This window comes from Helicobacter aurati, assembly GCF_003364265.1.
GTDB lineage: Bacteria > Campylobacterota > Campylobacteria > Campylobacterales > Helicobacteraceae > Helicobacter_A > Helicobacter_A aurati.
The window spans coordinates 204,305-218,600 of the sequence record NZ_NXLW01000001.1; the positions used below are offsets into that span (position 1 = coordinate 204,305).

Consider the following 14,296-nt stretch of genomic DNA (forward strand, 5'->3'; position numbering starts at 1 on the left):
TATCTTAGAATCCTCAATAAATCACGACACATGATCAACAGGAATATTATGCTGTAAAGGCGTAGTATCACAAAGAGCTTGCGCTACTTTTAACGCTTTTTGAAAGTTACCCTTCGCATTTAGCTTACGTACATTTTCGCCAAAAGATTGGAAAGTTGTATCGCCCAACGAAATAGCAAGCCATGAGGGATTCCAACCATAATACTTACAAAAAATCCTATAATGTTTAGGAGAACCAAATATAAAAATACTCTCGTCTTCAAAAGGATTTTTATAGGAAAATACAGAATCATTAGAACACACAAAAGGCGAATGAGAATGGGCGGATTCTAAGCTCGAATAAACAATAATCTCTTTTACAAAGGAATGATGAAGGAGACTTTTAAAATCAGTTGCCTTATCTTTGCCACATAAATAAAGTACATGCTTGTCTGCTACAAGCGGCGCAATAAGCCTCGCAAACTGCTCTCCACTCGCATATTCTATTGTTTGCAAATCCTTAGGAGATATAGCATATTTACCGCCTTTTTGCAGCCAGATATTCTTGCTTTTCTCTCCAAGAAATAAAGCTTGTTTTGCTTTCAATAAATCAAAACACCTATGATTGATGACAGCTTTAAGGGCATTTTTAGAAGTAAAAAGAAGATAATCTACTTGTTCAATATCATTCAAATCCAAAGTAAAATCATGAAATTGAATCTGCAACAACGAAAGTAAACGCACATTATGCAATAAATCATCTTGATTAGTAATAGGGTCTTTATCAGATTTGAGAATGTAAATCATAGAGTATAAACCTCACAATAAACTTTTATAGCATATCAAAAGCATAATGAGTTCCAAATTTACGGTAAAATTAGAAAACATTTCTAAATTATCTATCATGTGTAAAGGAAAAATAATGCAGACTGCTACGAAAGAACAAGTCTTAGAGGCATTAAGAAAAGTTATTTATCCCAATTTTGAAAAAGACATTGTGCATTTTGGCTTTGTAAGTGAGATTCAAATCAATAACAACGTATGTTATATAAAGATTATGATTCCATCTGGGAATGAAGAAGTTATCGCTGAAGTAAAAAAAAGAGTATTAGAAGAAACAAAATCATTAGGATTTGCAAACCTCGATATAGAAACCTATACCCCTAACACGCAAAAAAAGACAGCAAAACAAACACAAGAAACAAAAAATATTGCCCCTAATATTAAACATTTTGTCATGGTAAGTAGCGGTAAAGGTGGGGTAGGGAAATCCACTTCAAGCGTAAATCTCGCTATTTCTTTGGCTAAAAGCGGAAGGAATGTAGGTTTGCTTGATGCTGACATCTATGGTCCAAATATCCCTCGTATGCTAGGGTTAGACGAGAGTCGACCAGAAGTAAGCAGTAACGGCAAAAAACTTATCCCATTAGAAAAATTCGGAATCAAAATGATAAGTATGGGCGTACTCTATGAAAAGGGGGAAAGCTTAATTTGGCGTGGTCCGCTTGTCATGAGAGCAATCACGCAACTTCTTCAAGATGTAGATTGGGGAACTCTTGATATTATGATAATTGATATGCCGCCAGGAACTGGTGATGCGCAACTTACAATAGCGCAAAGTGTGCCTGTGGGAGCTGGAATTAATGTAACAACGCCACAAATGGTAGCGATAGATGATGGGATTCGCGCTCTTGATATGTTTACAAAATGTCAAATCCCAATCTTTGGAATCATTGAAAACATGAGTGGATTCATTTGTCCAGATTGCAATAAAACGTATAATATTTTTGGTAACGGGAATGCAGACAATCTTGCAAGCCAATTTGGTACAGATGTAGTGGCTAAAATCCCTCTTGAACCTCAAATTGTAGAATCTAGCGATACAGGCAAGCCTATTAGCTTCTATGCACCAGATAGCCTTGCTAGTCAAGCCTATATGCAATGCGCGGCAAGACTCATTGATTTTTTAGAAATAACAAAAGCAGACAATAAAAATATCCAGCCCATACATTAAACACCCAATAAATCATAACGATTCGCAAGAAAGCAGACCTAGTTTGATGAAAAATAACGTCCATACAGAATCCACAAAACACAACATCTATTCATTCCTTCCAGAAGAATTGCTGCATACAGAAGCATTTCAAGATTCTCATAAACAGCAATCATTTCGTGTGAAACAAATATATAGTTGGCTTTATAGTAAATATGTATGCGATTTTTTCTCTATGAGCAATATTGCTAAAACACAAAGAGAAAAATTAGATTCTCTCTTTGCGATCTCTCATTTGCACGCTCAATGTATTGAAACGAGCAAGGACGGCACAAAAAAATACCTCTTCCAAACCAATGATAATTTTCTCTTTGAATCTGTTTTTATTATCATGAAAGGGAAAACTCTCGATGCAAATGGGAAAATCATAAAAAGTGAAAAATACACTTTTTGCCTTTCTAGTCAAATAGGATGCAAAATTGGTTGTGCCTTTTGTTCCACTGCCAAAGGTGGTTTTGTGCGCAATTTAAGTACAGGAGAAATTGTCGAACAAGTCGTATTTTTAAAACGCGATAATCATTTAGATTCTAATAAAAGCGTAAATATTGTCTTTATGGGCATGGGAGAGCCGTTAGATAACTTAAACAATGTAGCAAAAGCAATCAAAATTATTAGCCACAAAGATGGGCTCAACATCGCAACAAGAAGGCAAACGATTTCAACAAGCGGCATTGCGCCACAAATCACCAAACTAGGCGAAATGAACTTAGGTGTACAAATCGCACTCTCATTACATGCTGTCGATGATGAATTACGCAATAAACTTATCCCTATCAATAAAACATTCAATATTTCGCGGGTTTTAGAATCATTAAGGAAATTCCCTCTCCAGACACGAAAGAGAATCCTCTTTGAATATCTAGTGCTTCGCCACGTTAATGATAGTCTTGAACATGCAAAAAAACTCGTCAAGCTCTTGCACGGATTCCGTGCTAAAGTGAATCTTATAGCTTTTAATCCACATAACGAAAGTGAATTTGAACGTCCAGATAAAGAGCGGCTACAGCTTTTTGCTGATTATCTCCATGCAAGAGGCATTGTGGCAACTATTAGAGAATCCAAAGGCTTAGATATAAGTGCAGCTTGCGGACAATTAAGGCAAAAAGTCCTCAACAAAGAAGCGTTTATCAATAAAACTCTTCATAAAGCAACTTCACATTCCGCGATAACAATAAAATAACAACTAAAGCTTTAGCACGTTCGAGCTATCTCTTAAAAATATTGCGCTATTCATGCTCTATTCTTAAAGACAAAAAACGTTATTTATATCTTCACTTAGATAATTTAGATGCGATAATGTTTAATCTAATAAGAATACTTATAGTAAAAAATTCTAAAACTCATAACTTAATGAGAGGTAGTATCGTCTCCCTTCCCTTATATAATTGTAATTATTATAAAAAGTAGTTGTTGCATTATTATTGCCAAGCCCAGAAACAGCAACATAATCTATAAAATTAAAGTTCAATAGATTGTAGATTCCAAAGTTTGCGCGCAAACCTTTAATAATATTGGCATTAAAGCCCAAATGCACTAAATAATAAGGCTTAAAAAATTCGCCTAACGTTGCGATTTGTTTATCCACGTCCGCAGTGCCACTTGCTGTTCTATACAAGCCTCTATGATGTCCAGCTTTAAACTCTCCTCGCAAAAATACACCAAAATATTTCGTGTTATAAAAGAATGCTGCATTCAAATTATGCAAAGGCACGTCGGTTAATTGTTGACCTCGACCTGTCCTCCCCTCTATAATTTTTGTTTGATTGAGGGTATAAGAAACATTAAAAGTAATGTCTCCATATCCGACATTTATGGGCTTTAATGCTCCATAAACCTCGACACCATAACTAATAGCTCTTTGCGCGTTAATATTGGATTGACAACCAAACATAAAACTATCAGCGCATACAATATTTATCTCTGGGATAACCTGACCTTTACTAATATTACCTGTGCTTATTATCTTGTCATTAAAATCTGTGAAGAATCCTGTAATGGAAGTATTAATATAATCATTATCACTAAGTATTGAAAATTCATAATTAATACTTGATTCTGGTTTGAGATTAGGATTGCCATAAATAGGCACTTGCCCTTGTCTTGTAAGTCCGGTAATTCCGCTTACAAGATTGCTCAAAGCTGGCGTTTTATAACCTGTTGAAACACCGCCTTTAAGAGTAAGCCACTCATCAATTGCATTATATGACAAATAAAGACGAGGCGAAATATTAGCACCAAAAATAGAATTAAAATTGCCTCTCGCACCTACAGTGATAAAAAGACTATCCCATAATGCAAATTCAGATTCTCCAAAAAGCGCGCCAATATGTTGGTAAAGTTGTGCTTCCCCGCCACTTGCTTGAATGATATTATCCTTAAAAATATTCAACCAATACCTTGCACCAAAAGAAGTTTTTGCTCCGAATCTTTCACCAAAACCAAAAAAGATATTTGTTTTATGATCGGCAATAAAATCATGATTAGTAATCTCTCTGCTATCCCCAGGCTTAAATCCATTAATTCCCGTTACTCGATTAGCTGCGGGAATAGAATCATTCGTGATATAGCGATTGGGATTTGCTGTAATATTATATTGAATAGAATTATTCACACTCAATTTTCGTAAAACACCATCTTCTTTCTCCAAAAAGATTCCATCATGATTAGCGATTATATTCCCACGATATACATTATAAACATCAGTATAGCCTGATTGTGCTTCTGGCGGCTGAATGCTACCATTTTTATTATAAGTACCAAGTAATCCTTGCGAATTATCATAAATTTGTTGTCCAAAATCCAAGTCTATATAGGCACTATGCTTGGAATTATCCCACGTAGCTTCTTTAGAATCTTTGCCATCGCTCCAAAGCAATCTAGTACCGATATTATAAATTTTCCCATAAGCCAATCCTACAATTGTGTTTCGGACTGCATTTTGTGCTGTGCCTGAAGCCGTCCTAAAAAGCTCTAAATTAATCGTAGGAACATAATCCCTAGTGTATTGCCTACCTCTTAGAATGATTCCCCAATTCTTAGATTGTGTAAGAGGACCTGCGACATAAAAAGAGGCTGATTGTGAATTACCGAATTGCTTTAATTCTTGCAACGTATAATCATAGGTAACGGTAGCTCCCCATTTATTGAAGTTCTTTTTAGTAATAATATTTACTACTCCACCAATAGCATCACTCCCATACAGAGTAGAGGCAGGACCACGTATCACTTCAATCCGCTCGATAGCAGCAATAGGAGGCATAAAGCTTGTAAGTGATTCTCCAAATCCATTAGGGAAAATTGCGCCCTGTGCACTTCCATCGACTCTTTTGCCATCAATAAGGATAAGCGTATAAGCCTGCCCCATACCACGAATGGAGATTCCATAGCCGCCTGTTTTTCCTACGCCATTGTCAATATCCACACCCGGAACTAAAGAAATCGCCTCCGCAATATCTCGCACTGGGCGAGTAAGAATTTCCTCTGGTTTTACAACACTAATGCTTGCAGGTGCTAAGAGAAGACTTTGCGCAAAACCACCGGCTGTCGTAACAACAGAATCAAGTTTGTAGCTATTTGTAGTATTAGAAGGATTATGCAGCTTTTGGGAGAGTGATTCTGAATCTTGATAAGAATCTGGCGAATTAGGGGGATTGTGTGTATTTGCAAATAGAGGAGCAGAAACAGACAACAAGGCACACAAAACAATAAAAATATATTTGACATTTTTATCAGAATAACGCATTATTTGCGCTAATTGATATATAGCTTTATGGATTAGATTAACAAATAACTGTAACATAAAACCTCCTAAGTAATATAAATAATAAAATAGTAATTATATTCATTTATTAATTAATAATAACTTAAAATTTATTATTACAATACTTTACTATTTGTTATTATGTAATAAATAGTACATAAAACTAAAAAACATTTTTATAGTTATTAAATCAAGAAATTAAGCATAGAATAATTGCAAATTATCGCTTCTCAATATTGAATCGCTTTTAACAAAGATATAACGTTAATTTCGCATAGAATAATCACAATACTTTTTAAATATTTTTATCTCCCATCCAACCAATAAATGCGTCATATCTCTATCATACGGGAACAATCTAGTATCTAATACAGATAATTTATTCATTAATCTGACTATTATCAATTAGTTGAATTAAATAAAAATAGCTCTTAATACAATAAATATTTGTTACATTCCCTTGCGTGTAACATAGCAATCCTATAATAAAATGCTGCATTCTAAGAAAGAAAATGGGAGGTAGAATAGAAATAGAGAAATAGAGAAAAATTCCTTTTATAAAATTAAAAGCCTTTTATTACTTTACTTAATACTTCATCATTCTCTTTTAATTGCAATGATCTCTGTAAAACATTCTCTATGACTTTAGAAGATTCACTTAACAAATTATTAATCATATTCATACTACCAATTATCTGTTTTGTTTGGTTTGCAAGAGATATGCTCCCAGAACTCTGCGCAACAATATCCGTTACAACTTCATTCATGCAATCTTGAATCTCTAAAATACTTTGCTTAGATCTCTCGCTTTCTTCTGATAATTCATTAAAAATATCTACACTATTTTTGACTGCATGAGAAATATTGTCTAAATTATCATTGACAAGGGATATAGTGGTTTCAATATCACCTAAATTCTTCTGCGTTCCTTCAGCAAGTTTTCGCACTTCATCTGCCACAACTGCAAAACCCCTACCATGCTCTCCAGCTCTTGCTGCTTCTATGGCTGCATTTAATGCTAAGAGATTGGTTTGTTTAGATACGTCATAAATAAGCGATAATACAGAGCGAATTTGCAAAACACTTCCTGCTAATTCGTCTAATCGTCCATTAAGCTGTACTTGTGAAGAGAGACTCTTTTGTAGCTGCTCTAACAATCTATTTACACTACTGCTTGTGCTATCCAAGATTTGTTTACTTGCATTAATTTTATTTTGTGATTGCTGTGAAGATTCTATGTTTCTATCCAAACCATGTACAATATCCCCACTTTGGCTCACACTCTCTTGTGTTTTACCGCTCACAGTCCAAACATTATCTTTTAAATTGGCAATAGAAGAATGCAGATTCACAATCTCTTTACTTGTTTCACCGGCAATTTCAATAGTTTGTTTCATCTTATCAATAAAAGAATTGATAAAGAGGCTAATAATGTACAATTCATCATTTTTACTGCGGTTAAGCTGCAGTGTCCCTCCCACAATCAGCTTTTCACCGCCCTTAGAGACATCTTGCAAATAATCAACAACTTTTTCAGAATCCCGAGTGAAATTTGCTAATACTTTAAAGACAATACTTACTGCTAACACAGTAGTAATCAAAATAACAATAAGAATAGCCATAACAACATTTGACTGCCATACTGCTGTATCTCGAATAGTCTGTATAGCCGACAAATCTTTGAGTACATTAGCAAGAGAATGAGAGTTTGCCTCTATGGCTGCGCTAATCTTTTCAAGATTCTCAGCGGAAGTAGCAAGATTCTTATTGGTTTTATCAGAAGCATCAGAAATATGTTCAATAAGGATATTATAAATATCCTGAAAATAGCCCTGTAACTTCAAAGAAATAACGCGTGTATCACCAGATGTAAGTACTTCTGCTATCTTTGGATAAAACTCATGCAAATCAGGATTGTTTTTAATAAAGCTATCATTCCAACTTCTTGTCATTTGTAAAATGAGATTGCGATTCTGCATATCTGCTGGATTCAGCACGAGTTGAATTAATCTCGCATTGATTGCCCCAATAAATTCAAATTGTTCAATAAGCGACTCGGTATCATTCATGGAAGCTTTTGTCTCTTTAACGTATTCGCGCATTAAGTTAATTTGAGAGCTTGCATTTGCCGCTAGATTCTCTAAATCAGTAAAGCTATTATGTATCTTATGGAAAGTAGCTTCTTCGATTGCAATAAAATTCCAAAAAGAATATTTAAAGAGAAAAAACAACAACGCAACAATAATAATAAGCCCAGAAAGAATACTAAGACTAAAGTTAAGTTTCTTTGAAAGAGTAGAATCAGTGAAATATCCTAAGATTCCATGCCTACTAACTCCATTATTTTTATAAATATTGCTCATTGATTACTCCTTTATGTGATGAGAGAATATGAGACTTGTGCACAGCAATAATTAATTAATCATTCCCGCTTTTCACATTGATTACTTCCGACTTAATCATTTTCCTGCAACTTGGGATTTATTGGGGTTATCCGCTGCCTTAGCTATCATACATTTTTCTAATATTTTTGCATCATTAGAATCTTCAACTTTCTTTAACCACCGAGTAATTTGCATCATTGTCTTAGAAGCAGGGTCTGGAGCTTGGTACTTATTCATTAAAGATGTGCAATCCGCTAATACAAATGCTGACAATACGTTAAAAATAAAGAGTACAAATAATTTTTTCATAGTTTTTCCTTAGAATCTTAAAATATATGAAAGAGAGACATTTTGTACGAGATTTGCCCTTGCATTCGCTGGAGTAATGCCCGTTTGTATCACATTGACTGGAGCAGCTAAAAGCGGCACATAATTGTGTTTTTGCAATGTATAAGCAAAGCGGATAAACTGATAAATATCAATTTGATACAGAGTATAAAAGTCAAAAACATGTCCTTTTGTCGCCCTGAAATTAAGCGGATCGTTAATGCTTACACGTGAGAACGCATACCAATTTTTTGAACCATAAAAATATTCTGCACCTATTTTCAATGAATCGGTAATATCATAACGCATACCTACATGTGCAGCAAAAGCAAATCCATCATTAAAAAAAAGATTCTTCTTATTGAATCCCTTATATAGAGAAGCCGAAGCAAAAAAGCTAAATCCTGAACCAAACATTCTTGTACTCTCTAAGTGAAGATTCAAATAAGCCAAGTCTCCAAATGTTTTTGAATTAGAAGTATTTGCTGAAATATCAGGAGTGCCAGCTGGAATCTCATAAGGCACGGCATAGTTCAATAAATCAATCAAAGTAATCATAAAAAGATTCTCGCCGGCATTCTTGGGCAACCAAGTGGTCTCAAAAGCAGTGAATATTAAATCTGCATCTGCTGTATTGCTTTTACTTGAACCAAAAAAGATATTACTACCTGCCTCTTCTCTTGATAATGGCTGATAAATCTTAGAATAGCCAAGTCTCAATGCTGCATTTGTATAAGGTTTATAAGTTGCTACCACACCGTCTCCTAGAGCATTGACAACCAATGCAGGATAGGTAGACATTCGCGCTGAATTGTTACGCAAGTTAGAGCCCGGTCCATCAGTCCCTGGCAATCTACCAAGCGTGAAAGCAAAATATTTGCCACCATAAATATCCACATAAGCTCTTTCTACATAAAGTATAGGACCACCGCCTACAGCCCTTCCAGCATCAAGCGCAGGAAGACCAATAGAGTTAGAACCAAAAACAATATCACCAAATCCTTTCGTCATGGAAAGTCTGCCAGTGAATTTCGTATAGCGGTTAATGTTAGCAAGCATATTTAGATACAATCCCATCATCCATTTGTTTGCTTGAGTATTTGTACCTAAACCATGATTATTAATAAAAAAATTGGACATTGTCGTATTAAATTCTAAAGAGAAACGTACTTTAGAAAGAGAAGCGGCAACTTCATTATCATCAACTCTTTCATTAACTTCCTGCATATCTTTTTCTAACTGCATGACGCGCTCTTCTAAAGTTTTAGCATTTCCAACGATATTGGAGAGTAACATTCCTCCCCATAGAGCACCCAATGCAGAAACAAATGACAATTTGATATTCATATATTCTCCTTAATCCACACAATAATTTAAAATAAAAGCCGAAATTCTACCCAAAAAATTACAAATTGCTAATAAATATCAATGAAAAATACTATATTCTAACTTTTTATGCAAAATCAAGACAGCCAATGATTAAGTGGATTCTAAGTTCCTCTATTCTAGAATCTCATAGCAAAATTCTATGTTACAACGCAATAAATGGAACGGTTATAATTAATGTATAAAGCTTTATTGGCATTAATACTCCTTTGCTCATGCGCGCTCGCAGACTCTATTCTAACTTATTCTTTCCCGGATTCTCAAGTGCATGCACAAGGAGATTCAAAGCATAAAGAAGAATCTGCTCCTTATGGCATTACAGAATCAGAATCTATAACAAAACATCATAAGAATCAACTTACAATAGCTCAAGCGCACAAAGATTCTCAACCAACAAACGTTAAACATGCGGCTACGGAACAATCTATTGTCATTGTCGAAAATGGCAAAACCGCTATTGTTACAACTACCAACAAAAATCCTCAACCCCTAAAAATAGGGAAGAAAACATTACAATGGATAAAACATCCCAAAGATTCAACAAAATATATCGCTATTATTCCTATTCATTACTATGAAAAAGAAGGCAGCTTTACGCTCAACAATGGGCAAACACTTAAAATACAACGCGGTAATTACAGACAAGAGAGAATCACTATTACAGATTCTAGCAAGGTAGCACCTAATCAATCCGCTAAGGAACGTATACAAAGAGAACTTGCAGAGGCAAACATTATTTATAAAACTTACACGACAACACGTTATTGGAATACCCCTTTTATCTATCCCATGCAAAGTAAAATCACTAGCCCTTTTGGTTCTGCTCGAGTATTTAATAATGAAGTAAAAAGTTATCATGGTGGAACAGATTTTCGCGCAAAACAAGGCACACCAATCCAAGCAAGCAATGATGGAATAGTCGTGATTGCAAAAGAAAGATTTTTAGCTGGTAAATCAGTCGTTATTAGTCACGGTGAGGGAATCTTTAGTCAATATTATCATTGCAGTGAGATTAAAGTAAAAGTCGGGCAACAAGTTAAAAAGGGGCAAGTGATTGCATTGAGCGGGAACACGGGCAGAGTGAGCGCGCCTCACCTTCATTTTGGTTTTATTATCAATGGCATACAAATCGATCCTCTACACTTTATTGACACAATCAATACTTTGTTTGAATAGATTTGGCGACTCTATAAGATTCATATTATTTAGAACATTGCAAAGTTACGATGTTCTAAACTCAACAATCTTTCCTGACTGCAAACTCTCCTCTCCAAGCATTGCTTTGACTAAAAGCTACTACACTAACCTGTATTAATTTTATTATAAAACAAGGATTCGCATGTTTTTGAAAAACTTTTTGTATAGAATATTCCATATTCGTGATGACGAATTAAAGCTGCTGCTTTTCGCCTTTCTTTTTATGTTTCTGCTCTTTACTTCCTATTCGCTACTTCGTCCATTACGCGATAGCATGGGTATTGCTGGGGGGACTAGAGATTTAAAATGGCTCTTTGGTGCGACTTTCATCGTAACATTGTTGGGTTCCGTGATTGCCATGTGGATTAGCTCAATGTGCAAACGTAAAAACTACATCAATGCCGTTTTTGGGTTTTTTATCAGCAATCTCCTGATTTTCTATGCTTGTTTTTCATTTTTCCCACATGATAGCAATGAATTTACATGGTTAGCGCGCATATTTTTTGTTTGGACATCTCTTTTTGTGATGTTTGTCTTGAGCACGGCATGGAGTCTTATGAGCGATATTTTTAATAAAGAACAAAGCCATAGACTCTTTGGAATCATCGCAGCTGGGGTAAGCTTAGGCGGAATAATAGGCTCTAGTATCGTAAGCTTACTTGTTAAGAAAGCAGGAATAGATTCTCTAATCTTGTGTTCAGCCTTACTTCTATTTATAGCTGCATTGATAAAAAATATATTGCTCTATCAAATACGTAATAGCGATACTTTTTCTGCACGATTTGACGAACCGCTCAATGCTAAAAATCCTTTTATAGGTTTTAAGATTCTCTTATCTTCAAAATATTTGCTGTTATTCGGGCTATTTATTATCTTACTCTCTTCTACAACAACATTTCTTTATCTTGAACAAGCTCGCCTCGTAGAATTACACTTTAGCACAAAGGAAGAACGTACAGCAGCATTCGCTAATATCACGCTTATTGTGCAAACTCTCTCGCTGATTGGGCAGCTATTTTTGACTGGAAGTATTGCAAAAAGCTTAGGGATACGATTCTTGTTGTGTGTTATTCCATTTTTACTAGGAATAGGCTTCATTGTATTGTGTTTTACGCACCCTGCTTTCTTGCCGTTTGTTATTATTCTTACATTGCGTAATGTCGGAGAGTACGCGCTGATTAAGCCTGCTCGTGAAATGCTCTTTGTTCCATTAGACGGGGATTCCAAATATAAAGTTAAAAATTTCCTAGACACTGTAGTTTATAGAGCAGGCGATGCCCTAAGCGCACAGCTTGAAGGGCTACTAGCGAATCAAAGTATTCAAGTGGCTTTATTGAGCGGGGCTATATGCGCATGCTCATGGGGAATATGTGGTTGGATTCTTGGGGAAAAATATCAACACAAGCAGTTTAAGTAAAAACAAAACAATAATAACAAATAACTATATTTTGCGCTAATTGCACAGTATTCTTAGTCTTAAATTACTCTATATTTCGATTCAATATTGAGATCTCAATCAAAATAATTCAATGACTCAATATCGAATCCATGCAACTTAATGCGCCACAGCCTCGCTAATACCTATTCCTGTCTGCGCCCTAAAATCTTGTGCTTTAAAACCAGATTTATCAATGCTTGCACGTTTGCTATTGTCAATTTTAGAAATTACATAGATTGCTATAAAAGAAATGGGCATACTAAAAAGCGCGGGGTGTTTATAAGGAAAAATTGCATGCTCAAAATGTAGTACATCCACCCATACACTTGGACTTAGAATAACCAACAATAACACAGTTAAAAGCCCAATTAACCCACCATACAAGACGCCATTTGTTGTAAGATTCTTCCAATAAATACACAATAAAATGATAGGGAAATTCACACTAGCTGCAATCGCAAACGCTAATCCCACCGTGAAAGCAACATTTTGATTCTTAAATGCGATACCTAAGAAAATAGCTAAGATCCCTAACATAATCGTTGAAGCTTTAGTAACTCGCATTTCAAGCTTGGGATCACATTTACCGTTTTTAATCACATTGACAAATAAATCATGACTAATCGCACTTGCCCCAGAAATTGCAAGTCCCGCCACAACGGCTAAAATAGTCGCGAACGCCACAGCCGAAATAAAGCCGTATAAAACATTGCCACCCAATACTTTTGAGAGTACTACCGCCTCCATGTTTGGAGCTACAGTGAATTTCCCATTTGAATCAATAAATTCAGGGTTGCCAAGCAGGAATGCAATCGCCCCAAAACCAATAATAAAAGTTAGTATGTAAAAATAACCAATCAAGCCTGTTGCAAAAAATACAGATTTTCTCGCTTCTTTGGCATCTTTTACTGTAAAAAATCGCATTAAAATATGGGGTAATCCAGCCGTGCCAAACATCAATGCAAGCCCTAAAGATAGCGCGGATACAGGATCAGGCAGAAATGTACCCGGAGCCATAATAGCCGCACCCTTTTCGTGATTCCGAATGGCTGTTTCAAAATAATATTGCAAATTGAAATCTGTAAGATAAAGCACCATAATCGCCATAAAACTTGCTCCGCCAAGCAAAAGACAGGCTTTAATGATTTGTACCCATGTCGTTGCGTGCATTCCGCCAAAAGCAACATAACAAATCATTAAGATTCCTACAAGTATTACAGCAGTACTATATGGTAATCCAAAAAGCACTTGAATAAGCCCACCAGCCCCAACCATTTGGGCAATCAAGTAAAACACTACTACGCTAAGACCGCTAATAGCAGAAATGGTACGTACCTTTTTTGATTCTAAGCGATAGGCAACAATGTCTGCAAAAGTATATTTACCGAGATTCCGAAATTTTTCAGCAATCAGAAACAATACGATAGGCCATCCAACTAAGAATCCAATCGAATAAATCAATCCATCGAATCCATTGACAAAAACAAGTCCAACAATCCCTAAGAAACTTGCTGCACTCATATAATCTCCAGCAATAGCAATGCCATTTTGAACTCCTGTAATATTTCCTCCTGCGGTATAAAATCCAGAAGCAGACTGTGATTTTTTACTCGAATAATAAGTAATACCCAAAGTGGCTAATACAAAAACTACAAACATGCTAATTGCAATATAATTAATCGGTGCTTTTTCTGCGCCGCTTACATCAATGCTTGCTGCAAAACCCTGTATTGTTGCAACAAACATAAACAATAAAATTACACTTACTTTTT

Annotated in this window: 10 protein-coding genes; 4 read left to right on the plus strand and 6 right to left on the minus strand. The window is 35.4% G+C overall.

Annotated elements, in window-relative coordinates; translation table 11 throughout:
- Positions 1-21: 21 nt before the first annotated feature.
- Complete coding sequence (locus CQA66_RS00860) at positions 22-786, minus strand: uroporphyrinogen-III synthase (RefSeq protein ID WP_104762600.1); 765 nt, start codon at positions 784-786, stop codon at positions 22-24.
- A gap of 115 nt (positions 787-901) precedes the next feature.
- On the opposite strand from CQA66_RS00860, the gene CQA66_RS00865 reads away from it, so the two are divergent.
- Together CQA66_RS00865 and rlmN are read left to right on the plus strand one after the other, a co-directional pair.
- Positions 902-1,993 (plus strand): Mrp/NBP35 family ATP-binding protein, encoded by a 1,092-nt coding sequence (locus CQA66_RS00865; protein ID WP_104762601.1) that lies wholly within the window; start codon positions 902-904, stop codon positions 1,991-1,993.
- 46 nt (positions 1,994-2,039) lie between these two features.
- Positions 2,040-3,212 carry a dual-specificity RNA methyltransferase RlmN gene (gene rlmN, locus CQA66_RS00870; RefSeq protein ID WP_104762602.1) on the plus strand — a complete coding sequence of 391 codons (1,173 nt, stop codon included), beginning with the start codon at positions 2,040-2,042 and terminating at the stop codon, positions 3,210-3,212.
- Between the two features lie 153 nt (positions 3,213-3,365).
- Here rlmN and CQA66_RS00875 read toward each other — a convergent pair whose 3' ends face one another.
- The 4 genes from CQA66_RS00875 to CQA66_RS00890 form a co-directional block, all read right to left on the minus strand.
- The gene (locus CQA66_RS00875) at positions 3,366-5,831 is read right to left on the minus strand and encodes a TonB-dependent receptor domain-containing protein (protein WP_104762603.1); all 2,466 of its coding nucleotides are present in this window, start codon (positions 5,829-5,831) and stop codon (positions 3,366-3,368) included.
- Positions 5,832-6,355: 524 nt separating this feature from the next.
- Entirely contained in the window at positions 6,356-8,155 is a 1,800-nt protein-coding gene (locus CQA66_RS00880; protein WP_104762604.1) for a methyl-accepting chemotaxis protein, read from the minus strand.
- Between the two features lie 96 nt (positions 8,156-8,251).
- On the minus strand, positions 8,252-8,485 hold the full coding sequence (locus CQA66_RS00885; RefSeq protein WP_104762605.1) for a hypothetical protein: 234 nt from the start codon (positions 8,483-8,485) through the stop codon (positions 8,252-8,254).
- A gap of 9 nt (positions 8,486-8,494) precedes the next feature.
- The gene (locus CQA66_RS00890) at positions 8,495-9,850 is read right to left on the minus strand and encodes a DUF3373 family protein (protein ID WP_104762606.1); all 1,356 of its coding nucleotides are present in this window, start codon (positions 9,848-9,850) and stop codon (positions 8,495-8,497) included.
- 216 nt (positions 9,851-10,066) lie between these two features.
- Between CQA66_RS00890 and pgp3 the strand changes: the two genes are divergently transcribed.
- Together pgp3 and CQA66_RS00900 are read left to right on the plus strand one after the other, a co-directional pair.
- Positions 10,067-11,065 carry a peptidoglycan metallopeptidase Pgp3 gene (gene pgp3, locus CQA66_RS00895; protein WP_104762607.1) on the plus strand — a complete coding sequence of 333 codons (999 nt, stop codon included), beginning with the start codon at positions 10,067-10,069 and terminating at the stop codon, positions 11,063-11,065.
- A gap of 163 nt (positions 11,066-11,228) precedes the next feature.
- Positions 11,229-12,503, plus strand: coding sequence for an NTP/NDP exchange transporter (locus tag CQA66_RS00900; protein WP_104762608.1), 1,275 nt, complete (start codon positions 11,229-11,231; stop codon positions 12,501-12,503).
- Between the two features lie 138 nt (positions 12,504-12,641).
- Here the strand turns inward: CQA66_RS00900 and CQA66_RS00905 are convergent, their stop codons facing one another.
- Positions 12,642-14,270 (minus strand): cation acetate symporter, encoded by a 1,629-nt coding sequence (locus CQA66_RS00905; protein ID WP_411698552.1) that lies wholly within the window; start codon positions 14,268-14,270, stop codon positions 12,642-12,644.
- Positions 14,271-14,296 lie beyond the last annotated feature (26 nt).